Origin of the sequence: Planococcus liqunii, assembly GCF_030413595.1 — a bacterium.
GTDB lineage: Bacteria > Bacillota > Bacilli > Bacillales_A > Planococcaceae > Planococcus > Planococcus liqunii.
In genome coordinates this window covers 579,097-605,736 of the sequence record NZ_CP129238.1, presented here as the reverse complement: position 1 = coordinate 605,736, position 26,640 = coordinate 579,097, and the positions used below count along the sequence as shown (strand labels likewise).

Here is a 26,640-nt window from a genome sequence, read left to right as displayed (position 1 = left end):
GTGACTCTTTGGCGACGAGCTTGCGCAGGAGCAATCGTCTTTGCACTGCCCAAAGCGACCGAAGCGTTGTATAAAAGGACAATTATTTTATTCAACGTATATAGCGATTATCTTTACAAATAAGAGCCTCAACTGAAAGTTGAGACTCTTATTTTAATGGACTACTTACGGAACTCCAAAAGTTTTTTATTCAGCTCTTTTGTTTGGCCGTATACGTCCTGATAAATGGCGAACAGTTTTTTATACGTTTCCACATTGGATGAAATCGGCTGGAACTGGCGGTCTTCTTTCAAAAACTGGTCTGCACAGTCCTTCAATGTCGCAAACCATCCACACCCAAATGCTGCGAGCATTGCGGCTCCCATGCCTGGACCTTGTTCACTATTGAGCCTTACGATTTTTGCATTGAAAATATCGGCTTGCATTTGAAGCCAGTCTTCGTTGCGTGCTCCGCCGCCAATCGAGACGATGGTGTCGATTTCTTTGCCGCTGCGGCGGAAAAGATCAATGGATTCATTGAGCGAGAACGTGATCCCTTCAAGCACTGCACGCGCAAAGTCTTTTCGCTGATGCGAAGCATCCATGCCGATAAAGCTTGCACGGATGGTTGCATCTGCATGAGGCGTCCGTTCCCCGACCAAATACGGTGTAAACAACAGCCCGTTTGATCCTGCTGGAACTGACTGGATGTCGGCGAGCAAATCTTCGAATGATTCATCCGCCGCAAAGACATCTTTGAACCAAGTCAGGCTATAGCCGGCTGCAAGCGTTACACCCATGGTATAGAAAACATCCGGTGCCGCATGGTTAAAGTAATGGACTTTGCCTTCAAAATCTTTGTCGTCGCTTGCTTCATAGGACAGAACTACACCAGATGTACCGATGCTGCACAAGGTTTTGCCATCATCCAGAATTCCTGAACCGATGGCGCCGCAGGCATTATCCGCTCCGCCGGCAAAAACGCGTGTTGCAGGTCTTAATCCGGTGATTTCCGCATAATCCATTTTAACCGTACCGACTTCTTCATGCGAATAAACAAGCGGTGGGCAAAGCGACGGATCAATCTCGAGCAAGCTGCAGATTTCCGTGCTCCATTCTTTCTTGCTGATATCCAGCAGGAGCGTGCCGGCTGCATCGGAATATTCCATCTGCAGCTGGCCGGTCATCTTGTAGCGCAAATAATCTTTCGGCAGCACGAAGGCTTTCGCCCGGCTGTAGATTTCCGGCTCATGCTCTTTTACCCATAGCAGTTTCGGCAATGTAAAGCCTTCAAGCGCCGGGTTCTTGGTGATTTCGAGCAAGCGTGCCTCACCGATTGCATCGTAGATTTGCTGGCACTCTGCCGTCGTCCGTGTATCATTCCAAAGAATGGCCGGGCGCAGCACGTCATTGTTTTCATCCAGCAACACAAGCCCGTGCATCTGGCCTGAAAAACTGATGCCTTCGATGTCTTCAGCGCGGCCGTTCCAGCCGCTTAACAAATCAAATAGTCCAGCCGTTGTGCCTTCAACCCAGTCCTGCGGATTTTGTTCGCTGTAACCTGTTTTCTCTTGGGTCAGTGCAAATGATTTTGAGACGCTGCGGACAACTTCACCAAGTTGGTCGACAAGCAAAATCTTGACTGCACTGGTTCCTAAATCTACACCAATAACATATTTCATCGCGACCGCTCTCCTGCCCTGTTCAAACTTGTTGCTTAAAACTTGTTACTTATTTGAAGCTTGCTGTTTTCGCAAAAGCTTGCAGCAAGTACTGGTTGATCGTTGCTTTGATTTGCTCCAGGCGTCCGGAAGTTTGTTTGATGTCCGTCAAGCCAAATGCGTACTGCTCAAGTTTGTGGAAATCTGTGTTGCCGGAAACGATATCCAGGCCGATTCCATCATTATACGTGCTGTAGCGCTCATCAAGAATGTTTTCCAACACTTTGTCGTCGATCAAGTTCTGTGCTACGCGCAGGCCGACTGCAAATGCGTCCATCCCAGCGATATGGGCATGGAACAAATCTTCTGGCTCGAATGAACCACGGCGCACTTTTGCATCGAAGTTCAACCCGCCGCGGCCAAGTCCGCCGTTTTGAAGGATTTCGTACATCGCAAGCGTCGTTGTCCAAAGGTCTGTCGGGAACTCATCCGTATCCCATCCAAGAAGCGGATCGCCTTGGTTGGCATCGACTGACCCCAGCATATTGTTGATGCGGGCATAATGAAGTTCGTGCTCGAACGTATGGCCCGCAAGTGTTGCGTGGTTCGCTTCGATATTGAATTTGAATAGTTCTTGAAGACCGTAGTTTTGCAGGAAGGCGTGAGCCGTTGCCACGTCGTAATCGTATTGGTGGGTTGTCGGCTCTTTTGGTTTCGGTTCGATCAGGAACTGGCCGTCGAATCCGATTTCTTTCGCATAGTCCGCTGCCATATGGTAGAAGCGAGCCAGGTTATCCAATTCCAATTTCATGTTCGTGTTAAGAAGCGTTTCGTAGCCTTCGCGGCCGCCCCAGAACACATAGTTTTCAGCGCCAAGCTCTTTCCCGATTTCCAGGCCTTTTTTCACTTTCGCTGCAGAATAAGCAAAGACGTCTGCGTTGCTTGATGTTGCTGCTCCATGAATAAAGCGCGGATGCGTGAAGTTGTTGGCCGTATTCCAAAGCAATTTCGCTTTGCTGTCTTTCATATAATCCTTGATCATGCCAACGATGGCATCCAAGTTCTGGTTGGATTCTCTCAAGTTGCTGCCTTCTGGTGCGATATCGACATCATGGAAGCAGAAAAATGGAACGTCCAGTTTATTGTAAAACTCGAACGAAGCTTCAACGCGCGCTTTCGCCAAATCCATTCCGGAATATTTGTCCCAAGCACGGTTCATCGTGCCGGCGCCGAAAGGATCTGAGCCATCCATTGTGAATGTGTGCCAGTAAGAAACCGCATAGCGCAGAATTTCTTCCATCGTTTTGTCGCCGACTTTTTCTTCCGGATTGTAGAATTTAAACGCGAATGGATTCGTGGAAGAAGCCCCTTCAAATTTGATTTTGTTAATATTCTGGAAATATGCCATAGTTTTTTGCCTCCAATGTTTTATATTTATTTACCTATAAACCGAAGATTAAAAAGAAATTAAATGTAAAGGCTTTCATTTTAGATTATAACAATATACAATTAGTTTGTCTATTGATTGAACAAAGTTTCTGGCAAAAATAATGTGAAAATTGTTATTTTAGTAATTTGAATTGGCTGCTACAGTGAAGACAGGATGATTACTCAATGTCGCCTTACTTTAACGAATACCGGTAAAGGCAATTCTCTTGTTGTCCTTGTATAATAAAATAAATTATTCAAACAAAGGCGGTTTCAAATGAACTCTACCAGAGGTTTTATTTATAGTATTACGGAATGGATTACCCGGTTTGCTTACGTGAACTTGTTATGGATCTTGTTTTCTTTGCTCGGTGCTGTGGTTTTCGGTCTTTTCCCGGCCACGACAGCCATGTTCGCCGTCACCCGGCAATGGCTGCGGGGCAATACGGATGAGCCGGTATTGAAAACGTTTTGGGACTATTACCGGAAAGATTTTTGGAAAAGCAATTTGGTGGGCTTGTTTGTCGCCGGCATCGCCGCTCTTATTGCTATCGACATTCTGTTCATCCAGGCAAACGGCGGCAGTGGGCTAGGCTGGACGAACGTTCCATTGTTCGCTTTTATGCTGCTGTTTCTGTTGTTTCTGTTCTACCTCTTCCCGACATTCGTGCATTTCGACATGAAGCCTGGAAAAGTGATCAAAAATGCGTTTTTGCTCATGCTTGTCAATCCGCTCCACAGTTTCATCATCCTGCTGTGCCTGGTGCCGCTCTTTTACATCATGCAGCTTGTCCCGGCGCTCGCGGTTATTTTCGGCGGCAGTTTGTATGCCTTCATCACCATGTGGGTCTGCCTGCACGCTTTTGACAAAGCACAGCAAAGGAGCGGACAAGTATCCAGCGAATAAAAAAAAGCTTCACCCAACAGGAATCGGTTCCTGAATCGGGCGAAGCTTTTTTGCTGGGCTCAGCCTTTCACAGCGCTGGAAGAAATCCCTTCCACGACTTTATTGCTGAAGAAGATGAACGCCACGATAATCGGCAGCACACTGATGATCAGTGTTGCACCAATTGCGCCCCAATCGGTCATGTACTGGCCGATGAAGTTTTGGATGCCGACCGTCAAAGTCTTATATTTCTCGGAGCTGATGAACGTGTTGACGAAAACGAATTCGTTCCAGTTGTAGATCATGTTGATGACAACGGTTGTCGCCATGATCGGCGTCGTCATCGGCAGGATCACCTGGAAGAACATCCGGTTCACTGAACAGCCGTCAATGATTGCCGCTTCTTCGATTTCATGCGGCAAGGTGTAGTAAAAGCCGAGCAGAATCATCATCGTGATCGGCAGGTTATATGCCGTATACGTCAGGACGATAGCCAGCGGATTGTCGATCAAGTTGACGCTCAAGAACATGCTGTACAGCGGAATCAATGCCGAGTGGATCGGAATCATCAAGCCGACCATGATCATGCCGAGCACCAATCCGCTCAATTTCCATCGCATGCGCGTAATCGCGAACGTAGCCATGCTGGCAAACAACACCGTCAAAACAATAGCCGCTAAGGTGATCCAAACACTGTTGAAGAAATACGTGCTGATGCCGCCTTCCCAAACTTTCAGGTAGTTTTCCCAACGGAATTCCGTCGGCAAAGCGAACGGTGATCCGGCGAAGATTTCCTGGTTGCTCTTAAGCGAGAAGGCGAACAGCCAAAGGAGCGGGAGGATCTGGAATAATGCTACGACAATCAGGGACAAATAGAGAAGTAAATAACCAATGCGCTTCATTTATAGCCCTCCTCTTAATATTCGATTCTTTCTTTTGTTTCAGTTGCTTTTCGGATAATGAACGTCACGATCAGCGTGATGATCAAAAGCAGGAAGCCGATGGCACTGCCGTAACCGAAGTTATAGCTGGAGAAAGCCAGTTTGTACATATAAGACGCCATTACTTCACTGGCGCCGTTCGGTCCGCCGGCCGTCATGACGTAAATCAAATCAAAGTATTTCAATGACCCGACAATCGCCAGGACGATGGTGACGCTGACGACTTCTTTGATCAGCGGCAGTTTGATCCGTGTGGCAATCTGGAAAGGCGTTGCCCCGTCAATGCGCGCCGCTTCAATGAGCGACTCCGGAATGTTTTTCAATGCCGCATAATAGATCAAAATGTAGAATCCGGCATACTGCCAAAGAATCGGTACGAAAATCGCAAACAGCACTATCGATGGATTCGCGAGCCAAGCAGGTGGGTTTTCCACTCCGATTTGGACAAGGAACGCATTTAAAATACCATTCGAAGGGTTATAGACTTTCACCCACAGCTGGGCGATCGCTACAGAGGATAACAGCATCGGAATCAAATAAATTTTGCGCAGCAGGTCCGCGCCTTTGATTTTTGAAGCCAAAATGAACGACACAACCAAATAAACGGCCAAACTTAATGCTGAGAAAAGAGCCAGCAAAAACGAGTGCAGCGCACTGTTCCAGAACAGCTTGTCCTGAATCCCCGCAATATAATTATCCAGTCCGATAAATGTCTTTGCGCCAATGCCGTCCCATTCCATCAATCCGTAATATCCGGACAAGCCGAGTGGAATAAAGATCAAGACGGTGATCAGCAACAGAGCCGGCGCAATATAAAATCCGATAAATAATTTATTGGACATGACTTTGTTCATCGCATTCAACTCCATATCTTAGAAAGGAGAAGAGGACAATCCAACATGCAGGATCTGTCCCCTTCTTCCTTGCTGTAATTTGCCAAAATGAAATTACTGTCTCTTATTTGGAAAGCGCATCTTCATGGGCTTTTCCGAATTCTTCCGGAGTCATTTCTTTCCCGAACAATGCCTGGATGGAATCCAAGTGCGTTTGTGCTACGCCTGGGCTCATTTGGACATCCGCGAACAATGTGATGTTGCTTGCATTGTTAAGCTCGTTCAAGATATCCGTGTACATTTGCGGAAGATCCAGTGACTCAGCGTCCACTTTTGTAGCCGGAATTACGCCAGCTTCTGTAACCGCTTTTTCGCCCCACTCTTTTACAAAGTAAGCAGCAAAGTCTTTCGCTTCTTCTTTTACTTCAGAGTCTTCAGCAACGAACAAGCCAACCCCTGGTCCGCCAACATAGCTGTTCATGTCGCCATTGCCTTCAACAGTCGGGAATTTCAAGTATTGTACGGAATCTCTGAATTCCTGAGGTACATCTTCGTTTGTCGTGTAGTTCGGAAGATCCCATGTTGCGATCAAGTACATTGGCGCCTGGCCGCTCATGAACATCGATTTCGCTTCTTCATCGGCAAGGCCATTAAAGCCGTCAACGAATGCGCCAGCATCGACAAGCGTCTGCACTTCTTCAGCCGCTTTCACAAGCGCTGGATCTTCAAAGCTGCCAGAACGGTCGATGGCTTTGTTCAAACCTTCAGCACCGGCAATGCGGTCAGCCAGGTACATATACCACATAGATCCTGTCCAGGAATCGCGGTTTCCTAAAGCAATCGGCTGGACGCCGTCTGCACGGAATTCTTTCACGACATTCAATAATTCTTCATACGTTTTTGGTGCTTCAAGGCCATGCTCTTTGAACATTTTATCGTTATAGTAAAGCGTTACAATGTTCAGTTCTAATGGAAGACCATAAGTTTTCCCGTCCAAAGCATACGCTTCGGCAGTCCCTGGAACGAACGCATCTTTCAAATCTGATTCGATTACATCGTCAAGCGGTGCGAACATGTTTCCGCCAACGTACGGCTCAAGGAACCCTGCTGACCAAGTAAGCCCGACATCCGGCAATTCTTTTGAGGTGGAGAGAACACGAAGCTTGTCTTTGTATTGTTCGTTGCTCAACACTTCCAAATCTACATTCACGCCTTCGTTTTCTTTTTCGTAATCGGCAATGATGTTATTGACAACGTCATAATGCTTTTTCGAACTTCCCTCAGGCCATAGGTGCATAAATTTTATTTCAGTATCCCCATTTGCATTTGCTGATTCTTTTTCGTCGGACGAACATCCTGCCAACAACATTGTAGAAACAACTGCGGACAAAGCGATTGTAAGCGGTTTCTTAAACTTCATTATTTCTCCCCCATCTCGTGTGTGTTGTTACAACAATTTTCTGAATAATTGTTGTATGCGTTTTCATTATAGCAAAGGGAAGCTTGTTAGTCTAGTGGATAAACAAAGTTTTATTTTTAGGTTATACTGTCTTTATAACAGCGGGTTTGTTAGATTTAAATTAATCAATAGAAGCAAACCCGTACAGGCAAAGAAGGCGTATTTACCAGGCAATGATCCACCTAAACCACTATAGAAAGAGCTGAGCCAGATGAAAATAGGCATGAACCAAACGTGGAACCATCATGTTGTAAAAGAAGGAAATAAATCTTTGGTGCTCGACAAAATCAAAAATGACTACCCGATTTCACGGGCGGCCGTCGCTAGCCAGACCGGTTTGAACAAAGGCACCGTCTCTTCCCTCGTCAACGACTTATTGGAAGACCATTTGATCTTTGAGTCCGGCCCCGGAGAATCAAGCGGCGGCAGACGGCCCGTCATGCTGCTGTTCAACGGAACGGCCGGCTATACCATCGGCATCGATCTTGGCGTCAATTATTTGCTCGGCATCCTTTCTGACCTTGAAGGAAATGTCGTCAGCCAAAAAGAAGCCCGCTACAAGAAAATGTCCTATGAAGCGATTGAAGCAAAGCTGTTCGAAACCATCGATGAACTGATGGCTGCCGCTCCCGAAAGCCCTCACGGCATTGTCGGCATTGGCGTCGGCGTACCAGGAATTGTCGACAAAGGCGGCGAAATTCTTCTGGCACCGAACTTGAATTGGAAAAACCTGAACTTGAAAAACATCCTGGAGGAGAAATACGAGTTTCCGGTCATCATCGAAAACGAAGCGAATGCCGGTGCTTACGGCGAGAAAAAGTTCGGCGCCGGCAAAGAATGCGAAAACATCATTTATGTTTCAGCCGGAATCGGAATCGGCGTCGGGTTGATCTTGAACGGTTCTTTGTATAAAGGCGCCAACGGATTTTCAGGCGAAATGGGCCATATGACAATCCAGATTGACGGCCCGAAATGCCGTTGCGGCAATCAAGGCTGTTGGGAGCTGTTTGCTTCAGAGCAAGCGTTGATCGACCGCGCCGAAAAAATGGGCATCTCCCCGGAACAAGCCGATTTCGACTTATCGGATCTGTTAAAGCTTGCCGAGCAAGGCGACGAACAAACCATTGAACTGTTCGAACAGACCGGTGATTATTTAGGCGTCGGCATCAACAATATCATTAATACGTTTAACCCGCAGCAAGTGATCATAGGCAACCGGATGGCGACATCGAAAGAATGGCTGGAAAAATCCTTGACGAACCGGGTCGCGAACCAGGCGCTTTGGTTCCAGCAAAATGATTTGCAAATCAATTTTTCGGAGCTTAGCACGCTTTCCACCGCTCTTGGCGTAGCCGCTTTCTCCATTGAGAACTTCTTAAGCGTCTGCATGCAGCCGAAATTGGTCTTGCGATAATAAAAAAAGGTTCAGACTACTTAGTTTACTCATTAGACTAAGTAGTGTATGATCGAATATAACTTAGAAGAATTGCTAATTTTCGATATTCATCCTTTCCTTTTCGGTACGCTTTAGCGCCCGGAAGAAAGATGAAGTCGTAAGTTAGTTTTTTTTCGGGTGCTTTTTCCGCTGATTATTGTAAGCACTTACATATTGGAACGGGCGGGCTTCCAAAATACTGCATAAAGGGTGACGAAAAATGACAACGATTCAAAATCCCATTTTAACAGGATTCAACCCAGACCCGAGCATTTGCCGGGTAGGAGAAGATTATTACATTGCCGTGTCTACCTTTGAATGGTTCCCCGGCGTCGGCATTTACCACTCGAAAGATTTGAAAAACTGGCGTTTGATTTCGCGTCCCTTGAACCGGCTGAGCCAGTTGAATATGATGGGCAACCCGAATTCCGGCGGCGTATGGGCTCCAGCCCTTTCTTATAGCGACGGCCAGTTCTGGCTCATTTTCACGGACGTCAAAGTGACCGAAGGCCAGTGGAAAGACTGCCACAACTACCTCGTGACATGCGACACAATTGACGGCGAGTGGTCAGAACCAATCTATTTGAATAGCTCCGGATTCGACCCTTCCCTGTTCCACGACGAATCCGGCACGAAATATCTCGTGAATATGTATTGGGATCACCGCATGGGCCATCACAACTTTTACGGCATTTCGTTGCAGGAATACAGCGTTGAGGAACAAAAGCTCATTGGCAAATCCGAAATCATTTTCAAAGGAACCGATGTGGCGCTTGTTGAAGCCCCTCACCTTTATAAAATCGGCGACTATTATTATTTATTGACGGCTGAAGGCGGCACGAAATACGATCACCAGGCGACGATTGCCCGCTCGAAAGATTTGCGCGGACCGTACGAAGTGCATCCGGAAAACCCGTTGATCACGTCGTTTTTCTCACCGCGAAACCCGCTGCAAAAATCGGGTCATGCATCCCTTGTCCAGACGCATACCGATGAATGGTTCCTGGTGCATTTGACGGGACGCCCGTTGTCGAGAACAGGCCAAGCCCTGCTCGACCCGCGCGGCTTCTGCCCGCTTGGGCGCGAAACGGCGATCCAGCGTGTGGAATGGAAAAACGACTGGCCGTATGTCGTCGGCGGCAACGCACCTTCGCTCGAAATCGAAGGGCCGGCGATTGAAGAAGTCCAATGGGAACCCGATTTCCCGGAGAAAGACGATTTTGATTCGGAAACTTTGAATCCGCATTTCCAGACATTGCGCATTCCGCTTGGCGAAAACATTGTTTCGTTGAAAGAGAATCCAGGCCATCTGCGCCTGCGCGGCAAAGAATCGCTGACGTCAAAATTCACGCAGGCATTTGTCGCAAGGCGCTGGCAGCATTTCCACTTTACGGCGGAAACGAAAGTCGCCTTCAATCCGGATACATTCCAGCAAGCAGCCGGCCTCGTCAACTACTACAACACCGAAAACTGGACGGCTTTGCAAATTACGTGGAACGAAGAAAAAGGACGCGTCCTTGATGTCATGGTATGCGACAATTTTGCATTCGACCAGCCTTTGCAAGGCAATGAAATCGTCATCCCTGATGAAGTGAAGTATGTGCATATGAAAGTGGACGTGACGGCGGACATTTACCGGTACTCCTATTCATTCGACGGCGAGAACTGGATCTTGATTCCGATCCGTTTCGGTTCGCACAAGCTGTCGGACGATTACATCCAAGGCGGCGGCTTTTTTACCGGCGCATTTGTCGGCATGCAGTGCCAGGACACATCTGGCCAAAACTTGCCGGCTGATTTTGATTACTTTATCTACAAAGCGAACGAATAAGCAAGCAAAAAAAGGGCGGCTCAGTTCATTCTGAGCTGCCCTTTTTCTATTTAATTGGGTGTCTTGCGGTAATACTGTCCGCTCGGCGGCGAATGCTGTCCGGAATCCGGAAATACTGTCCGCTCGGACCCAATTACTGTCCGCAAGCCTTCAACCCACTCAATCCACCACAAAATAACGCGCATCGGGATGCGCAAAAACGATTGCCGATACGGAAGCTTCCGGGTCCATCATGTATTCTTCCGTCAACTGGACGCCGATGTCTTCCGGCTTGATCAAGCCGAACAGTTTCGCCTGGTCTTCCAGGTTTGGACAAGCCGGGTAGCCGAATGAAAAACGCTGTCCCTGGTATTTTGCGGCGAAGCGGTCGCGCATCGAGAAATCCGTAGCATCCGGGAAGCCCCATTGATCGCGGATTTCCTGATGGATGCGCTCAGCGAATCCTTCCGCCAGTTCAAGCGCCGTCGCCTGCAAGGCATGGCTTTCCAGAAATTTGCCGGCTTCTTTCAAGCGCGCTGCTTCATCACGGACGCCGTGCCCCGCCGTCACTTGCATGAATGCCACATAATCCATTTCGCCGCTTTCGACGGATTTCAAATAATCCGAAAGGCACAGGAACGGTTCCACCGACTGGCGCGGAAACGTGAAGCGTTCAATTTCGGTCTTGGCATCCGCCGGGCTGTAGATGACGACATCGTCGCCGTCGCTTTGCGCCGGGAAAAACTGATACATGCCGGATGGCTTAAGTAACCCTGACTGCAAAAAGCCGGTAGCGAGTTCGTGCAGCTCGACGGCACGCGAATCGCCTTTGGCAAGCGTGTTTTCGTTGAACCCTTTCAAGCCGAGATGGTGGCCGATCAGCGTCCGCATATTGACGTACGGATACAAATGCGCCACCGAATAATCCTTTAGCACGTGCCGGCGCAAGTCATGCGGCTTGTAGACCGGCACATCTTCCCGGACCGTCTTCACCGGACGGATGGCTACTGCGACCGCCTGTTTCGATGCTTTCGCTGCTTCCGAAGCTTTTCGTTTTTCCTGCTGCGCACCGAGTTCTTCCAGCAATACCGCTTTTCCAGCGCCGCTTTGCAGGCGGTTCGCCAAGTCCAATCCCTGCATCGCGTCTTTCGCATAAATGACCGGGCCGTCGTATTCCGCAGCAATTTTCGTTTCCGTGAAGCGGCGGGACAAGGCCGCGCCTCCAACCAAAATCGGCACATCAATGCCCGCTTCCTTGAAGTCCTGCGCCGTGATGACCATCTGTTTCGCCGATTTGACGAGCAGCCCCGATAAACCAATCATATCCGGCTTTTCTTTCCGGATTACATCGATCAAGGTTGCCGGCGTCACTTTGATGCCGACATCGATCACTTTAAAGCCATTGTTGCTGAGGATGATGTCCACCAGGTTTTTGCCGATGTCGTGCACATCGCCTTTTACCGTTGCAAGTACAATCTTGCCTTTGCCTGAATCGTCAGCTTCTTTTTTCTCCATAAAGCCTTCCAGGAATGAAACCGCCGCTTTCATGACGCCCGCACTTTGCAAAACTTCTGCGACAATCAATTGATTGTCGTTGAACAAACGGCCCACTTCAGCCATTCCTTCCATGAGCGGCCCATTGATGACGTCAAGCGGCGTATCGTACATGTCGAGCGCCCGTTCCAGATCCGGAAGGAGCCCTTCTTTCGTGCCTTCCAAAATATAATAAGCGAGGCGCTCCGGAACCGTCTTCGGGATGTCATCTTCGGTCTTTTCCTTTTTCTTATCGCGGTAAAAGTCGGTGAAATCCGCCAGCGTTTGATCAGTCGTCGTAAACAGCAATTCGTCCGCCATGGCGATTTCTTTTTCCGGAATCGACGCGTAGCGCTCCAGTTTTTCGGTATTGACGATGGCGTAATCCAGCCCTGCCTGCGTGCAGTGGTACAAATACACCGCATTCAGCACTTCACGGCCGACCGGCGGCAAGCCGAACGATACGTTGCTGATGCCAAGAACCGTCAAGCACTCCGGAAACTTCTTCTTGATCAGGCGGATGCCTTCAATCGTTTCCACCGCCGACCCGATGTATTGCTGATCACCCGTGCCGACCGGGAACACGAGCGGATCGAAAATGATGTCTTCCGGCGCCAGCCCCCATTTACCTGTCAATAAATCATACGAGCGTTCCGCGATTTCCAGTTTCCGTTCGCGCGTTACGGCCATGCCGGCTTCATCAATCGTGCCGACTACGACAGCAGCGCCGTATTTTTTCACCATCGGCATGACCGCATCAAAGCGTTCTTCGCCGTCTTCCAAGTTAATCGAGTTGATAATCGCCTTCCCTTGAGAAAACTTCAAAGCCGCTTCGATCACATCTTCATCGGTGGAATCAATAACGAGCGGCACTTTCACTTTTTTGACGACTTCTTTCATGAAATTCGTCATGTCTTCCAGCTCATCGCGGTCTGGGTTTGCAAGGCAAATATCAATGACGTGTGCCCCGTTTTTCACTTGTGCCCGGGCAATTTCAGAAGCTTCCTCGAACTGGCCATCGATGATCAAGCGTTTGAATTTGCGGGAGCCGATGACGTTGGTGCGTTCGCCGATAAACAGCGGGCGCATCGTTTCATCGTATTGCAGCGGCTCAATTCCTGAAATGACATGGCCATGGCCGACTGCTTCCGGCTTTCTCGGCGCCAAGCCTTCTATCGCTTCCCGGACGGCTTTGATATGGGCAGGCGTCGTGCCGCAGCATCCGCCGACCACATTGATCCAGCCTTTTTCCGCAAAACCGCGCAGTTTTTTGGACAACGATTCCGGCGTCTCGTGGTAATGCCCTTCCTCGTCTGGCAAGCCGGCGTTCGGGTAACAGCTGACATAGCCATCCGACAGCTCTGCAAGCGAGCGGATGTGGTCAGTCATGAATTCCGGACCTGTCGCGCAGTTCAAGCCGACCGACAAGGGCTTGACGTGTTCAATTGAAATATAGAACGCTTCGATGCTTTGGCCGGCAAGCGTCGTCCCCATCGGTTCAATTGTGCCAGAAATCATGATCGGCAGTTCGATGCCGGTTTCTTCAAAGGCCCGTTTGATGCCGATTGTCGCTGCTTTGACATTGAGCATGTCCTGGCTTGTTTCCAGCAAGATCAAATCCGCGCCGCCTTCAACGAGCGCTTTGGCCTGCACATAAAAGTTATCCAGCAGTTCATCAAACGTAATGCCGCCTGTCACCGACAAGGTTTTCGTCGTCGGCCCGATGGCGCCTGCCACAAAGCGCGGCCAGTCCGGCGTGGAAAACGCGGCCGTGCTGCGCTTCGCGATTTCCACTGCGCGCCGGTTGATTTCCGCTGCTTCGCTCCCAAGGCCGTATTCATCGAGCACGACCGGCGTGCCGCCGAAGGTATTCGTACAGACAATATCAGCGCCCGCTTCCAAATACGCGTTGTGGACGCCTTCGATGACGTCCGGGCGGACGATGTTCAAGTATTCATTGCAGCCGTCCAGCTGCTCCCCGCCAAAGTCTTCCGCCGACAAATCGGCATTTTGGATCATCGTTCCCATGGCACCGTCAATGATTAATATTCTTTTGTCGAGCTGCTGTTCAATTAGCTGTTTTGACATGGCTGTTATCGCTCTCTTTCTGTATATCAAGTTGGCGGATATAATCGATTAATTCCAGAGACATATCGTAGCGGAAAAATGGCGTGATCACGTAAATGCCGTTGAACAACTCCGCTGCAGTATCGATCAATTCCTTGGCAATTTGGATGCCTTCTGCCGTGGCGCGCTCTTTGTTGTCGCTGCAAGCACGCATCCGCTCCAGAGCATCTTCGGATAATTTGATGCCCGGCACTTCGTTGTGCAGGAATTCTGCGCTGCGGATGCTCGTAAGCGGCATGACGCCAAGGAAAATCGGAGTCTCCAAATGCTTGGTGGCTTCGTAGATTTCAATGATTTTTTCTTTTGTGTAAACCGGCTGCGAAATAAAATAATCCGCGCCGCTTTCGATTTTCTTCTCCAACCTTGCCACTGCCCGGTCGAGCACCCGGACATTCGGATTGAATGCCGCCGCTACTGAGAAGTTCGCTTTTTTGCGCAGCGGCTTCCCGGAAAAAGAAATCCCTTCATTGAGCTTTTTGATCAGCTGGATCAATTCCATGCTGGAAACATCGTAGACGCTCGTCGCACCGGGAAAATCGCCCACTTTGGTCGGATCTCCTGTTACTGCCAGGATATCATGGATACCGAGTGCATCAAGCCCCATCAAATGCGACTGCAAGCCGATCAAGTTCCGGTCGCGGCATGTAATATGTGCAAGCGGCCGGATTTGTTCCTGGTGTTTCAAGATCGAGCCCATCGCCAGATTGCTGACGCGTGGCGAGGCCAGCGAATTGTCGGCCATCGTGACGGCATCCACGCCTGCTGCATTCAGCGCTTTTGAGCCTTCCAAAAACTTCGTAATATCCAAATGGCGCGGAGTATCCAATTCTACGATAATCGTGCGTTCCGTTTTCGCTTTCTCATGGAGCGGCGCTTCTTCGAGCGCTTCCGCTTCGCGGATGATGATCGGCTTTTTCTTCACCACTTCTTTTTCCGTAACCGGCTTTAAATGGCCGATGCGCTTTTTCAATGCTTCGATATGTTTCGGCGTTGTGCCGCAGCAGCCGCCAATCAAGCGTGCCCCTTCTTCTCTGAGCAAGAGCCCGGCGCGGCCAAAGTAATCGGCTTCTGATTCATAGACGACCCGGCCATTTTCAAGGTCCAATAAGCTCGCGTTCGGATAGGCCGACAGGAACGCTTTTTGCGGCAGCGCCACTTCTTCCAGTGCCTGGATCGTATGGTGGGGGCCTAAGCGGCAATTGACGCCGACGATATCCGCGCCGAGCGCTTCGAGTTGATGCAATGCGTCGTTCAGCGCCATGCCGTTTTGCAGAATGCCGGGCTCGTGCATGGACACTTGGGCAATCAACGGCACGTCGGTCGCTTTTCGCAAATGTGTGACGGTCGCCGCCAATTCTTCAAAATCGTAATACGTTTCAAGCAGCAAGGCATCAGGAGCGCCTGCTAGTAAATAGCCAGCTTGCTGGTCAACCATCGCGATAATTTCTTCCAGTGTCGCATCGCTTTTCCGGATGCCCCGGATGCCGCCGATGGTTCCAAACACAAACTGGCCGCCATCCGCTGCTGCCCGCTTCGCGATGCGAATAGCCGCTTCGTTGATTTCCTTGACCTGGTGCTCCAGCCCGTAGCGCGCCAGCTTCAAGGCATTGCCGCCGTAAGTATTGGTCTGGATAATGTCCGCTCCTGCCTGGATGTACTCCTGATGGATTTTTTCAATGATTTCCGGACGCTGCAGGTTCAGCTCCTCGTTGCAGTATTCAATGCCGTAAGAATACAAAAGTGTACCCATGGCGCCGTCTGCTGTCAGTATTCTCGTCTTTAGCTCGTCTAATAAACCCATGCTCTTCGCCCTCCCATATATACAAAAAAACCTTCTTGAAAAAGAAGGTTTCACAGTCGCTAAACTCGTTCCTTTTCATCTGCCAGGCACAGAATGCCTGCTGGATTTAGCACCTTAGCCTTTGCGGCTGGTTGCTGAAGCGTCATAGGGCCAGTCCCTCGACTTCTCTCGATAAGAATTCACTATTCAATTTGGATGCTGCTTCTAGCTTTGAAAGTTTAACTGCACTTTCACTTGCTGAAGTTCCGCTATATATCTTCTAATCCTATCTGCATTGGAAGGGCAGGTCAAGTTGATTTGTCTAAAAACAATGAACTTTCTGTGTTAAGTGATATTGCCGTGCTTTTCTTTAAGTGACCGCAGCATCGCGCACTGCCCGGATCGGATCGATTTCTGCTCCGTGCACTTCGAATTTGTACCAAGTGAATTTGCCTTCTTCCAAATACCAGCTGATTTCAACTTTGGAAGGGATTTTATAGGCACCTGCATTGTGATGTTCTTTAATCTCCGCAACACAAGGCAAGCGCGAGGCTGATTTATCATTGTCTTTATAGCGGTAAGCTATCACTTTCTGCAGTTCCCCAGCTTCGGAAAAATAAAAATCAGCAGATCCGGAAATGCCGCGGTACGTCATTGTCGCTCTCGCTGTATTAGCGTCAAGTTCTTCCCAGGTCACATATGGACTGAGCGCCGCTGTCGGATACCATGCCATCTCCATCAAAAAGCGCTGCAGCGCCGATTCATCGGTTTTGGTGTTGTTGCTGACTTGGACAATCGGCAGAAGGCCGGCTGCTTTGATCACCATATCAGCTTTGCCCGACTCGAAATGGTCACGGCCAACCACTTGTCCAAACGGCGCCATGTTCGTCTTGACGGTCCAGGTAAAAGACGGCGGATTGACCGTAATGGTTTGTTCCGCTTCCGCCTTCGTCCATTTTTCCTGCTCCGGTTTAAGGCGCATCCAGCCGGTTTGCTTTAAGGTCACCGTTCGGATTTCGTCTGCTCCGATGGCGCCTGCTTCAATCAGCCAATTCCGGACGGATTGTGGAAGCGGTTCGAGCATGTCGTTTGTCATTTTTTTCGGTTGGGCGTCCGGCACTCCATCCAGCTGCTGCTGAATTTGTTTATTGCTTTGATTTGAAAAATTCCATAAAGCTCCTTTGTACAGAGCGGCAATTCCAACGATTGCAAGCGGTATGGCAACTCTCATCAAAAACACCTCCGTTTAGCGTTACTATTGTCTATACGACATCGAAGGCAAATTCCCTTTAATAATTGTCATTTAATCGCTTTCGCTCAACCGGTAAATCCATGCGTTTCAGTTCCGCCAGCACCAGCTGCTTGATTTCCGGTTCTTCCAAAATATTCGTAAACTGCGCATCGCGGATAAATGCCAGACGGCTTTCCACAGGGGCGGCTGCCAGGAACTTCCGCATATCGCCTATATCAATCTTCATATCTTCATGGACCGGATAAAGAGGCAAATCGCCGTTGCCCTTCTGCGCGACAACTCCCAGGCCATCCAGCGTCGGCAGCGCAATTTGCCGTTGCCGAGCTTCTTTTAACTCCACTTCCACAAAGCGGTAAACGTCTTCGATGGCATGAAGACCAAACTCGGCTTTCATGCTTTCCAACTTCTCGACCCGCTCTTCATATGTTTCATCATTTCTAAGATTGTTCAAGAGCTTTCTATAATCCTGTTTGTCTTGAAAATAAGTAAAATTGGCGATGGCGCTGAAATCTGTTACGGTATAAATCAAATCCAGGAATTCTTTTAAGTTTCGTGCGACAATTTTAACGTGTTCCCCAAAATTCATCGGCGTGACACAGACAATGGGGGCTTCTTCCAAGTTGGAAATCATTCCGAAGTCGGTCAGCAAACCAAAATGATTCCCGTCTACTCCGGTCGCGGCAAATGGAATCACATCAAGCGGAGTCAAATTATACCGGCTTTCGTCCCCAACAATGCTGAACCCGATCCATTCATCCAGCGAACTTCCCTGTCGTTCCAATTCTTTATCGAAATCTTTTAGTTTCTGCAAAGTTGGCGGCAAGCGGTCCATCTTCATAAAGCTTCCACTGGAAAAAATGTTTTGACGGTCTGGATGGGGCGTGCCTGCGTTTGCTCTTCAAACGGGCGGAATTCGACGTTTCCGACATGGACGCCCATATTGTATTCCCCGATGACGGAATCCAGTAAGATAAAGAGGGCTGGCGCCAATTCGTCTTCGTTGTCTTTGGTCAGTCCTTTGACGTAAAGCGTCAAGCTGACCTCTTCGTGCTCAATGTCCTGAAGCGCTGTATAATACACATCGTTCCAAGTCAGCTGCCGGCTTCCGAACTCGACGCTGAATTCTTCTTCTGAAGGCTGCCGGAATGCCACGACGTCAAAAAGTTCAAGTTCCGGCATTGCCTCGTGCAAATCAAAAACTGCATCAAATGCATCGAGCATCCCGTCCGCACTGATTGTAAACTCGCGTTTGCCCCCTACCGGCTCCACACTGAACTGAAAAACCAGATGCTTATTCACTTTTTGCAGTTTTCGCTGCAGCACGGCAAACAGCTCTTCCTGATTGCCTCTGGTTAACTCAAAATAAGTGCGTTCGTTTTCTTTAAACCATTTCCAAAAAGCCTCCACTTTATTTTTTCTCGTAGGCAGCCATTTCATCTCATCTATCCCCTTTGCTCGGCTTTTGCTATTAACTATATTGGCACTCCGCTCAACTTTTGCTAAACTTCTGTTAATTAAAAGCTTATACTAAAGTAATAGTAAATTTCCATATTTTTTTATTTAAAGTAGAAAATTAAATGCCAATCGACGCACAAATGAAAGGAAGATGACCATGCCACGCTTATCTATGCCGCCAGAGTTAGAGAGATTTCGGGAAAAACTCGAACCAACTGTCAAATCGGTGATCCGGGTTCAGACAAATCCACAAGCCACCGCTTGGCATCAAAGCAAGTTCGGCGGCCTGCCTTATTTGCCAACCGGTATGGAGCTGCCAAAAGATGCGTCCGGCGGCGCCATGAGATTGCTGGCCCAAATTAATTTTGAAGAACTTCCCTCGGTGCTGGAGGACTGGCCAGAGAAAGGCATCCTGCAATTTTTCCTTTCGCCGGACGTTGATGGCATAGGCCTGGACTTCGACGACCAAACCAAGCAAAGCAATTTCAAAATGGTTTTTCATGAAGAACCCGTTTCGGAAGACGGGCTCGTTACAGATTTCTCATTTCTCGAGGAGCCGAAAGAAGATGATTTCCCGCCGTACAAAGAATCGGCTTTGTCTTTTGTCTTGGACCAGGACGCTGTCTCGATTACCGACCGGACTTTTGAAGCTATTTTCAAAGGAATCGACTATGAAGAAGTGATGAAAATGGAAAAGAATCAACCTATTATTTTCTGGCAACTTTACTCCGAGCAGTTTTCCGGAGAAGGCCATAAGATTGGCGGCTATCCTTTCTTCGCCCAAGTCGACCTTAGAGGAAATGAAAGATATGCCGATTACGATGTCCTATTGCTTCAGGTTGATACGGATGAAGAAGCGGGCATTACATGGGGAGATACCGGCGTCGGCAATTTTTTCATCAGCAAAGAAAATTTAAAGAAGCGGAATTTCTCGGATGTATTGTATAACTGGGATTGTTACTGACCGGGTCAAAGCGGCAAAAAAAGGGTGCCGGAATGTGATATCCAGCACCCTTTTTTCAGTTCTCCGTCTGCCAGGCATTCGGAGTCTCGTTTATTTTCTGTATTTGATGGCCAGCCCTTTCAGGAAATTGCGGGCATAGCGGTCGCCGCAAATGCTGTAGTTTTTGTGGCCCTGCTTTCTTAAAATTCCGCCCATTTCGCCTTTGGTGACCGTAACGCCTGCCAATTTCAAAATGTCGAGCATGTCATCGCTTGTCAGCTGCAAGGCGATTTTCACTTTCTTCAACAACAGGTTGTTGGAAGGCTCATTTGAAAGCGGAGGCTGTGCCGGCTGGCCTGGTTTCGATTCCTGTTTGCCTCGTTTGTAAACGATCAAGCCGTTCAAAAAGGATTCAAATGCTTCTTTGTCCAAAGGGATATGGTCTTCGCTTGCTTTAGGCTCTTCATCTTCCGGCGTTTTTGTCAGCACTTTCAGTACTTCTTCTTTCGAAAATTCAATGCCGCCGAGTTTAAAGATTTCTACCATATCGCTGTTTTTTATATCAAGGGCGTACCTTAACCTGATCAGTAAGTCGTTATTGTCCATTTGAAAAAACCTCCTATTATTGCATACGTTCCAGTTGGCTACTGTTTATATCCATCCTTAATAATAGCATAAAGAGAAGCTTCAGGACTTTTGCCGCGAGACAAAAAAGCCGTTCATCAGCCCGTTTGCCTGATGAACGGCTTTTTCCGATTATTTTTTTAGCTCCTGATATACTTCTTCTTTTGAATGAAACCCGTCGGCAATGACCGTATTTGCCAGATTTTCGGCATTCACTGCAGTGGGCGCCAGTAAAATCGACGGCACTTCGGTCTTCCCGTTATTGACGCTGACGGACGTCATGACTTCTTCTCCTTTTGCCAGCTGCACCGCCAGTTCCGCCACTTGGGCGGTCAGGTTCTGGATCGGCTTATACACAGTCATGGTTTGGGTGCCCGCAACGATGCGCTGAGCCGCCGCAAGTTCTGCGTCCTGCCCCGCTACCGGAATTTCCCCGTTCATCCCTTGTGCTGCCAGCGCTTTGATGGCGCCGCCGGCTGTTGCATCATTGGCCGCAATGACCGCATCGATTTGATTGCCATTGGCTCTTAGGGCTTCAGCCATATTGTGCTGCGCATTTTCCGGCGCCCAGTCATCGGTCCACTCGTCGTAGACGATTTGAATGTCGCCCCGGTCAATGGCCGGCTGAAGCACATTCAAGACGCCTTTTTTGATCAAGTGGACGTTGTTGTCGGTCGGGGCGCCGCCGATATAGGCATAATTCCCTTTCGGCACCGCATCAAGAATAGCCCGCGCCTGCAGTTCACCGACCTGCTCATTATCGAACGATACATACAAGTCAACATCGGCATTTTTCACCAGGCGGTCGTAGGCAATGACTTTAATGCCGGCTTCATGCGCTTTGTGGACAATGGCTGCGGTCGCTTCCGCATTATGCGGCACAATCACTAACACATCGATGCCGCCTTGGATCATGGCTTCCGCCTGGGCGATCTGCAGCGCGTCATCGCCGTTCGCCGCTGCTATCTCCACTTCCGCGCCCAATTTCTCAGCCGCTTGGCGGAACAAGTCGCGGTCTTTCAGCCAGCGTTCCTCTTTTAAAGTATCCATTGAAAACCCAATTTTGACGGCTTCGTCCTGTCCGGTTTCCGGCGGCAAAATTCTCTCTTTCTGCGCTTCCGGCTCTTGCCCTTCACAAGCCGCAAGCATCCCTACCGCAACCAATGCCATCAACAGGCCGGCAATCCGGCACTGAATCTGCTTCATGGGATTTTCCTCCCTACTCTTCCTTGATGCCCAAAAGCGTCTTGCGGTATTCTTTCGGCGACATTTCGTACATCTTTTTGAACACTTTGCTGAAGTAATTTGGTTCGTGGTAGCCGACGTCAATGGAAATTTCCTTCAGGCTCTTTTGCGGATCGGCCAGCAGCTTTTTCGCCCGCTCCATCCGGCAGGCCGTCAGGAACTCGATGTAATTGACGCCCAGTTTTTCCTTGAACATCTTGCTGATGTAGATGGGACTCAAGTCTACCCGCCTTGCCAAGGTATCAAGTGAAATGTCTTCATGGGAATGCTCCCGGATGTATTGCTTGATCTGGTGGATTTTATCCACTTCCAGCCGTCCGCAATGGCTCTCATACAATTGCTTCATCCCTTCAAGCAATTGCCGCGTCTCGGCACTGAGCTGACGGTAATCCTGCGCCTGTACCGGATAATACGGCGCTGCCGCCTCAACGCCCATTTCCTCCATGACTCTCGATGTAATCCACAGCACTTCAAGCGCCCGCTGCTGGGCAAGAAGAACGTTCGCTTCCTGCTGTTCGAAGCGCCGTATTAAATCCAGGACAATCTGGTCAATGCATTCCCATTCTCCCTGCCGAACATAATCGAACAGTTTTTTCTCCTGTTGTTTGATAAAGGCGGCATCACTTTCTTTATCCAGCACCGGCACATCGGAATAAAACCGGTATTTCGAAGGAATCCCCAGATCCATGGTCGCAATCAGCGATTTCTGGTATGAATTCCGGATCTCTTCAAGCGAACTGCATTCCGTGCCAATGCCGACAAACCAGCCTTCCTGGACGTGCTGTTTCGAGATATCCAGAATATCCTTTGCCAATTTGATGGCTTGGGAACGAAACGACGTGCCGGCTTCACGGAAGACGATGATCGGCAGCTGGCGACCATATAAGGCACCGACCCACGCATTGCCTTGCTGCCGGATGTTTTCTTTGATTTTTGAATACGCTTCTTCGCATCCTTCCGGAATAAGCACGGTCAACACAAACTGCTCATTTTCTGACTGGATTTCCAGCATTTCAACCAGCATATCAATATGCACTTCGTGGACATGGTCAAAAAGCAGTTGGGTGACAACATCGGTCTCGACAATGCTCAGTGCCCGATGGAATGCATCCTGTTCCTGCCGGCGCATAGCCGACTCCTGCTCTTTCTGCCGCTGCTGTTCCAATAGTTTGCCGACAGTCGCCACAATTTCACTGGCTTTGCTCGGCTTCAGCAAATAATCCTTTACGCCGAGCTTGATCGCTTGCCGCGCATAATCGAACATATCAAAAGCCGTCACCATGACAAACTGGACTTCCCCGTTGGACCGCTGAATTTGTTCGATGGCTTCGAGTCCTGTCATCCCCGGCATCATGATGTCCATGAAGATCCAATCCGGATTCCAGTCTTCGGCGATTTCGACGGCCAGCTTGCCGTTCTTTGCTTGCCGGAATTCAAAATTTGGATAGTTTTTTTGCAGAATTGCCTGCATGCCATCGCGTTCAATCGGCTCGTCATCCACTATGAGCAGTTTGACCATGATTTTGGCCCCCCTTTACTTTTGGCAATTTCAATGTAATTTTCGTTCCTTTGCCGACTTCGCTGTCGATTTCAACGAGGCCTTCCCTTCCATAGAAAAGGTTCAGCCGCTTCAGCACATTGCTGAAGCCGATGCCGGTTGAATGTCCTTCTTTTGACACGACGGCCTGCTCCAAAAGCTGCCGCTGTTTTTCTTCATCAATGCCGCGCCCGTTATCTTCAATTTCAACCCATACTTCGTCTCCGACTTCCTGGATGCGGAACCAAATCTCGCCGCCGTCTTCTTCCGGCTCGATGGCATGAATGACCGCGTTCTCAATCAATGGCTGCAATGTCAGCCCCGGAATTTGAAAGCCCAGTGCGGACTCTTGCACGTCTGCATGGAACTTCAGGCGGTCGCTGTAGCGGGCTTTCTGGATGTCGATGTACTGCTGGAGCACATACACTTCTTCGTAAAGCGAGACTGCTTTATCCATCCGCTTTAAGTTGTAGCGCAAGAGACCGGCCACACTGACGAGCAAATCGCTCGTTTCTTCCGCACCGTCGAGATAAGCTTTTTTTGACAACGTGTTCAATGTATTAAACAGGAAATGAGGATTGATCTGGTTTTGCAAATTGCGCAGCTGGCTTTCCTGCAGCAGCATTTTGCTTTCCTGCAGTTCCCGCTCAAGCTGGGCTTTTTTCTGAATCTCCAGGATCAATGCATTGATGTTGCTGCGCATATGGTCAAAGGTCTTGGCAAGAAACGAAATCTCGTCGTTTGAATCCACTTTGATGGGCCGGTCGAACCGGCCGATTGCCAGCTCGTTGGCCGCTTTGGTCAATTGCTGCACCGGTTTGGTGATGCTGCGCGAAAACAAATACGTAAACAGCACAAGCACCAGGGTGATCAGCAGCAACAGCCAAACGCCCAGTTTCTCCAGCTCTTCCGACTGGCTGATGATGCCCCGGTAAAAGCGTTCATAGGTTTTTAGTTCAGTATCAAAAATGCTTAACGTCATTTCAGAAATATACAGGGAGATGTTCGATGCCTCCGCAAACTCAGCCAAAGCCGATTCTGCTTCTCCCTGCTCCTGGAACATCACCGAACGGTCCACCGTTTCCACAAAACTGTCGATCAAGTGGCTGTAATTGGTCAAGATGAATTCGTTTTCCACATTGCGCAGCTCATAGACGGTCGACTGGACGCTCAGCAGCCGCTCGCGGCTTTCCTCAAGCTCGGCTTCGTTGCCCGCTGTTGGAATCATTAAATATCGGTTTAAATTGGCGACAATGTCCTGGCTTGAGCTGGTCACTTCATTCATCTGCAAATAGCGCTGCAGGATGTCGTTGTACTGTGTCTGCATTTTCTGGTTATAGAACGTCAGCGTCAGCCAAATGGCGATCATGATGGCGAGAACAACGGAAGCCAGCACCCAAATCTTTTTTTGTATCGTATTCATGGGCGTTTTTTCGCCCCTTCCAGTATCCGGATATCCGTAAAATAGCCATCTGGATCCAGCGGAACTTTTTCGTTGTTCAGCCAATCCATGATTAATTCGACGCTCAGGCTGCCCATTTTTTCAGGAGACTGGCCAATCACCGCATCCAAACCGCCTTGCGTCAGCAGCGCCGGAATGTCTGCGCCGTCGTCAAACGAATAAATATGGAACCGTTCAAGGGCCGAACGCCTGCTGATTTCCTGCATCATCGTTCCGACATGGTTGGCGTTGAGCGCGATAAACGCATCGGCTCCCGGCACCTGATTAAGCACATTTTGCGTCGTTTCAATCACTTCTTCGGTGGCATCCCCGCTTTCCACCAGCACGGCTTCAATACCGGGATATGCCTCCAAGACTTTATTCACCCCTTGCAGCCGTTGCTGTTGGCTAAAAGCTTGTTCGTCGTTGCCCAGTAAAACAACCTGCCCTTCGCTTCCCATATCGTGGACCAGTTCCTCGGCAAGCCGTTTTCCGGCTTCCGCTTGATCCGATCCCACATAGGTTTTCCGCAAGCTCTCGGCAACCGGCACGTCATTTGCCACCGTTACAACCGGAATGCCGTAGGACGCCGCTTTAATCTTCGTCAGTTCCTTAAATTCCTCGGTATCCAAGCCTTGGACAATGACCCCATCCACTTTGGAGTGAAAGGCGATTTCAATTTGCTTTAAAAACTCGTCCTGGTCATTGCCGTAGCTTCCCCATACTTCGAGGCTGACGCCTTCTTTTTCCGCTTCGTTCGAAGCCCCTGCTGCCACCTGATTCCAAAACGGCGTCTTCATTTCCTGGGTGACGAGGACCAAGCGAGGTTTTTCCTGGTTTCCAGGGACACTCGCCGGCAGCTGCCAATCGGAACGGAACGCCTTACCGGCTGACATGAATGTAAAAAATCCTAAAACCGCACAGAGCATACAAAGGATGACGACGACTTTTTTTCTCATGTTGTGCAGCTCCTTTTCCGTGTCCTAACTGCTTTTATCATATCATTTGCCAGAAAATTCACAATCACTTTCCATATATAGAAAAAGCGCCTTCTTTAAGCAAGAAGACGCCGGTTTTACTTAATGCTTACGCCCGTTGTTTCCGGGTCATCACATCAAAAATTACTGCCAAAGCCAAAACGCCGCCGCGGATCATGTACTGATACGAAATCCCGGTTCCAAGCAAGTTCATGCCGCTCGACAGCGAAGCCATAACGATGGCTCCGATAATCGCACCGGTCACTTTCCCGACGCCGCCCGCAGAAGAAACCCCGCCGACATAGGCAGCCGCGATGGCATCAAGTTCGAACAGCGTTCCTGCAGTCGTCGTTGCCGATTGCAAGCGCGAAGTAAACAGAATGCCGGAAAGGGCAGCAAGCATCCCCATCGACCCAAAAACAAAAAGCGTAACTTTCGTGACGTTGATTCCGCTTAAATGGGCAGCTTCCGGATTGCTCCCAACCGCATAAATGTTGCGGCCAAGCACGGTTTTCGTCGCCAGGAAATGATAGATGACAACGACCAGCAGCATGATGACCACCGTCCAGGAGAAGCCGTTGTAGCCCGCAAGAATCCACGTAATATAGCCGATAATAAAGGACACAAAAACGAGTTTCACGATGAAAATTTTAAACGAAACCACTTCAAATCCGTATTTCGCTTTGTTCCGCCGGTTTGAAATTTCGCTGTAGATGTACAGCAAAATTCCGGCAAGTCCCATCAATAGCGACAACAGATGTAGTCCGTTGATTTCCATAAGCGACGGGATGAATCCATTCCCCAGTGCATTAAAGCCATCGTTGTTGACGATGATTGTCCCCGTGCCTTCTGTGACATTTAGCAAAGCGCCCCGGAAGAACAGCATCCCCGCTAAGGTCGCCACGAATGCCGGAATGCCTACTTTGGCAATCAAGAAGCCGTTGAACAACCCGATGACGCCGCCAAAGATCAAGACGAGCGGAATGACTAGGAAAACGGACATGCCCATCTGCGACAGGAAAATCGCGGCAATGGCGCCCAAAAAGCCGGCTAAAAATCCGACCGACAAATCAATGTGACGAATGACGATGACCAAGGTCATGCCGACTGCGAGGACCGCAATATACCCCGTTGAATCGAGTAAATTGCTGATGTTCCGTGAAGACATGAATAAACCGTCTGTCATGAACGTAAACGTCAGTATAATCACAAGCAAGGCGATGTACATTCCGTAATCGCGGATATTCGCTTTGATCAAATGTTTTGCTTCTGCTAAAAACTCCATTGCTCTACC

The 26,640-nt window shown here is 49.1% G+C and carries 20 protein-coding genes and 1 riboswitch; of the genes, 4 read left to right on the top strand and 16 right to left on the bottom strand.

Translation table 11 applies throughout. From position 1 onward, the window contains the following. Positions 1 to 161 precede the first annotated feature (161 nt). Both xylB and xylA read right to left on the bottom strand, forming a co-directional pair. Complete coding sequence (gene xylB, locus QWY22_RS03145; protein WP_300983004.1) at positions 162 to 1,661, bottom strand: xylulokinase; 1,500 nt, start codon at positions 1,659 to 1,661, stop codon at positions 162 to 164. A gap of 49 nt (positions 1,662 to 1,710) precedes the next feature. Further along, complete coding sequence (gene xylA / locus QWY22_RS03140; RefSeq protein ID WP_300983002.1) at positions 1,711 to 3,048, bottom strand: xylose isomerase; 1,338 nt, start codon at positions 3,046 to 3,048, stop codon at positions 1,711 to 1,713. Positions 3,049 to 3,345: 297 nt separating this feature from the next. Here xylA and QWY22_RS03135 point away from each other — a divergent pair, with 297 nt between their 5' ends. After that, positions 3,346 to 3,975 (top strand): YesL family protein, encoded by a 630-nt coding sequence (locus QWY22_RS03135; RefSeq protein ID WP_300983000.1) that lies wholly within the window; start codon positions 3,346 to 3,348, stop codon positions 3,973 to 3,975. A 59-nt stretch (positions 3,976 to 4,034) separates the two neighbouring features. On the opposite strand, the gene QWY22_RS03130 is transcribed toward QWY22_RS03135, so the two are convergent. The 3 genes from QWY22_RS03130 to QWY22_RS03120 all read right to left on the bottom strand — a co-directional run bounded on the left by QWY22_RS03130 (position 4,035) and on the right by QWY22_RS03120 (position 7,148). Beyond that, positions 4,035 to 4,856: a carbohydrate ABC transporter permease gene (locus tag QWY22_RS03130; protein WP_300982998.1), complete on the bottom strand. Its 822-nt coding sequence runs from the start codon at positions 4,854 to 4,856 to the stop codon at positions 4,035 to 4,037. 14 nt (positions 4,857 to 4,870) lie between these two features. Further along, positions 4,871 to 5,749, bottom strand: coding sequence for a carbohydrate ABC transporter permease (locus tag QWY22_RS03125; protein ID WP_036802053.1), 879 nt, complete (start codon positions 5,747 to 5,749; stop codon positions 4,871 to 4,873). 103 nt (positions 5,750 to 5,852) lie between these two features. Further along, a complete protein-coding gene (locus QWY22_RS03120; protein ID WP_036802051.1) occupies positions 5,853 to 7,148 on the bottom strand; it encodes an extracellular solute-binding protein in 1,296 nt (431 codons plus the stop codon). Positions 7,149 to 7,398: 250 nt separating this feature from the next. Between QWY22_RS03120 and QWY22_RS03115 the strand changes: the two genes are divergently transcribed. After that, positions 7,399 to 8,601 carry an ROK family protein gene (locus tag QWY22_RS03115; RefSeq protein ID WP_300982997.1) on the top strand — a complete coding sequence of 401 codons (1,203 nt, stop codon included), beginning with the start codon at positions 7,399 to 7,401 and terminating at the stop codon, positions 8,599 to 8,601. Positions 8,602 to 8,842: 241 nt separating this feature from the next. Further along, positions 8,843 to 10,453 carry a glycoside hydrolase family 43 protein gene (locus tag QWY22_RS03110; protein ID WP_300982995.1) on the top strand — a complete coding sequence of 537 codons (1,611 nt, stop codon included), beginning with the start codon at positions 8,843 to 8,845 and terminating at the stop codon, positions 10,451 to 10,453. A gap of 159 nt (positions 10,454 to 10,612) precedes the next feature. Here the strand turns inward: QWY22_RS03110 and metH are convergent, their stop codons facing one another. From metH to QWY22_RS03085, 5 genes are all read right to left on the bottom strand, one after another. Beyond that, the gene (gene metH, locus QWY22_RS03105) at positions 10,613 to 14,053 is read right to left on the bottom strand and encodes a methionine synthase (protein ID WP_300982993.1); all 3,441 of its coding nucleotides are present in this window, start codon (positions 14,051 to 14,053) and stop codon (positions 10,613 to 10,615) included. Then, positions 14,034 to 15,893: a bifunctional homocysteine S-methyltransferase/methylenetetrahydrofolate reductase gene (locus tag QWY22_RS03100; protein ID WP_300982991.1), complete on the bottom strand. Its 1,860-nt coding sequence runs from the start codon at positions 15,891 to 15,893 to the stop codon at positions 14,034 to 14,036. The genes metH and QWY22_RS03100 overlap by 20 nt, the downstream gene beginning before the upstream one ends. Before the next feature lie 72 nt (positions 15,894 to 15,965). Next, positions 15,966 to 16,071, bottom strand: a riboswitch (SAM riboswitch). A 171-nt stretch (positions 16,072 to 16,242) separates the two neighbouring features. Further along, the gene (locus QWY22_RS03095) at positions 16,243 to 17,103 is read right to left on the bottom strand and encodes a DUF6920 family protein (protein ID WP_300982989.1); all 861 of its coding nucleotides are present in this window, start codon (positions 17,101 to 17,103) and stop codon (positions 16,243 to 16,245) included. A 58-nt stretch (positions 17,104 to 17,161) separates the two neighbouring features. Continuing rightward, entirely contained in the window at positions 17,162 to 17,962 is an 801-nt protein-coding gene (locus QWY22_RS03090; RefSeq protein WP_300982987.1) for a hypothetical protein, read from the bottom strand. Further along, positions 17,959 to 18,561, bottom strand: coding sequence for a hypothetical protein (locus QWY22_RS03085; RefSeq protein ID WP_300982985.1), 603 nt, complete (start codon positions 18,559 to 18,561; stop codon positions 17,959 to 17,961). Before QWY22_RS03085 ends, QWY22_RS03090 begins: the two co-directional genes overlap by 4 nt. 175 nt (positions 18,562 to 18,736) lie before the next feature. Here QWY22_RS03085 and QWY22_RS03080 point away from each other — a divergent pair, with 175 nt between their 5' ends. After that, positions 18,737 to 19,543 (top strand): YwqG family protein, encoded by an 807-nt coding sequence (locus QWY22_RS03080; protein ID WP_300982983.1) that lies wholly within the window; start codon positions 18,737 to 18,739, stop codon positions 19,541 to 19,543. 90 nt (positions 19,544 to 19,633) lie between these two features. On the opposite strand, the gene QWY22_RS03075 is transcribed toward QWY22_RS03080, so the two are convergent. The 6 genes from QWY22_RS03075 to QWY22_RS03050 form a co-directional block, all read right to left on the bottom strand. Further along, positions 19,634 to 20,128 (bottom strand): YehS family protein, encoded by a 495-nt coding sequence (locus tag QWY22_RS03075; protein ID WP_300982981.1) that lies wholly within the window; start codon positions 20,126 to 20,128, stop codon positions 19,634 to 19,636. Positions 20,129 to 20,278: 150 nt separating this feature from the next. Then, positions 20,279 to 21,352: a D-xylose ABC transporter substrate-binding protein gene (gene xylF, locus QWY22_RS03070; protein WP_300982979.1), complete on the bottom strand. Its 1,074-nt coding sequence runs from the start codon at positions 21,350 to 21,352 to the stop codon at positions 20,279 to 20,281. Between the two features lie 13 nt (positions 21,353 to 21,365). Continuing rightward, entirely contained in the window at positions 21,366 to 22,910 is a 1,545-nt protein-coding gene (locus tag QWY22_RS03065) for a response regulator (RefSeq protein ID WP_300982977.1), read from the bottom strand. Continuing rightward, positions 22,885 to 24,351, bottom strand: a complete 1,467-nt coding sequence (locus tag QWY22_RS03060) for a sensor histidine kinase (RefSeq protein WP_300982976.1) — start codon at positions 24,349 to 24,351, stop codon at positions 22,885 to 22,887. Before QWY22_RS03060 ends, QWY22_RS03065 begins: the two co-directional genes overlap by 26 nt. Next, positions 24,348 to 25,328: a sugar ABC transporter substrate-binding protein gene (locus tag QWY22_RS03055; protein WP_300982974.1), complete on the bottom strand. Its 981-nt coding sequence runs from the start codon at positions 25,326 to 25,328 to the stop codon at positions 24,348 to 24,350. The genes QWY22_RS03060 and QWY22_RS03055 overlap by 4 nt, the downstream gene beginning before the upstream one ends. 127 nt (positions 25,329 to 25,455) lie before the next feature. Continuing rightward, entirely contained in the window at positions 25,456 to 26,631 is a 1,176-nt protein-coding gene (locus QWY22_RS03050) for a sugar ABC transporter permease (RefSeq protein WP_300982972.1), read from the bottom strand. Positions 26,632 to 26,640: the final 9 nt, after the last annotated feature.

Excerpts from the sequence above, each read along its gene's own strand:
- QWY22_RS03055 (WP_300982974.1), bottom strand. The coding sequence starts at position 25,328 with ATGAGAAAAAAAGTCGTCGTCATCCTTTGTATGCTCTGTGCGGTTTTA.
- QWY22_RS03115 (WP_300982997.1), top strand. The coding sequence starts at position 7,399 with ATGAAAATAGGCATGAACCAAACGTGGAACCATCATGTTGTAAAAGAA.
- QWY22_RS03075 (WP_300982981.1), bottom strand. The coding sequence starts at position 20,128 with ATGGACAATAACGACTTACTGATCAGGTTAAGGTACGCCCTTGATATA.
- QWY22_RS03065 (WP_300982977.1), bottom strand. The coding sequence starts at position 22,910 with ATGGTCAAACTGCTCATAGTGGATGACGAGCCGATTGAACGCGATGGC.
- QWY22_RS03060 (WP_300982976.1), bottom strand. The coding sequence starts at position 24,351 with ATGAATACGATACAAAAAAAGATTTGGGTGCTGGCTTCCGTTGTTCTC.
- xylA (WP_300983002.1), bottom strand. The coding sequence starts at position 3,048 with ATGGCATATTTCCAGAATATTAACAAAATCAAATTTGAAGGGGCTTCT.
- QWY22_RS03100 (WP_300982991.1), bottom strand. The coding sequence starts at position 15,893 with ATGGGTTTATTAGACGAGCTAAAGACGAGAATACTGACAGCAGACGGC.
- QWY22_RS03130 (WP_300982998.1), bottom strand. The coding sequence starts at position 4,856 with ATGAAGCGCATTGGTTATTTACTTCTCTATTTGTCCCTGATTGTCGTA.
- QWY22_RS03135 (WP_300983000.1), top strand. The coding sequence starts at position 3,346 with ATGAACTCTACCAGAGGTTTTATTTATAGTATTACGGAATGGATTACC.
- QWY22_RS03090 (WP_300982987.1), bottom strand. The coding sequence starts at position 17,962 with ATGAAGATGGACCGCTTGCCGCCAACTTTGCAGAAACTAAAAGATTTC.
- QWY22_RS03085 (WP_300982985.1), bottom strand. The coding sequence starts at position 18,561 with ATGAAATGGCTGCCTACGAGAAAAAATAAAGTGGAGGCTTTTTGGAAA.
- QWY22_RS03095 (WP_300982989.1), bottom strand. The coding sequence starts at position 17,103 with ATGAGAGTTGCCATACCGCTTGCAATCGTTGGAATTGCCGCTCTGTAC.
- xylF (WP_300982979.1), bottom strand. The coding sequence starts at position 21,352 with ATGAAGCAGATTCAGTGCCGGATTGCCGGCCTGTTGATGGCATTGGTT.
- xylB (WP_300983004.1), bottom strand. The coding sequence starts at position 1,661 with ATGAAATATGTTATTGGTGTAGATTTAGGAACCAGTGCAGTCAAGATT.
- metH (WP_300982993.1), bottom strand. The coding sequence starts at position 14,053 with ATGTCAAAACAGCTAATTGAACAGCAGCTCGACAAAAGAATATTAATC.
- QWY22_RS03050 (WP_300982972.1), bottom strand. The coding sequence starts at position 26,631 with ATGGAGTTTTTAGCAGAAGCAAAACATTTGATCAAAGCGAATATCCGC.
- QWY22_RS03080 (WP_300982983.1), top strand. The coding sequence starts at position 18,737 with ATGCCACGCTTATCTATGCCGCCAGAGTTAGAGAGATTTCGGGAAAAA.
- QWY22_RS03110 (WP_300982995.1), top strand. The coding sequence starts at position 8,843 with ATGACAACGATTCAAAATCCCATTTTAACAGGATTCAACCCAGACCCG.
- QWY22_RS03125 (WP_036802053.1), bottom strand. The coding sequence starts at position 5,749 with ATGAACAAAGTCATGTCCAATAAATTATTTATCGGATTTTATATTGCG.
- QWY22_RS03120 (WP_036802051.1), bottom strand. The coding sequence starts at position 7,148 with ATGAAGTTTAAGAAACCGCTTACAATCGCTTTGTCCGCAGTTGTTTCT.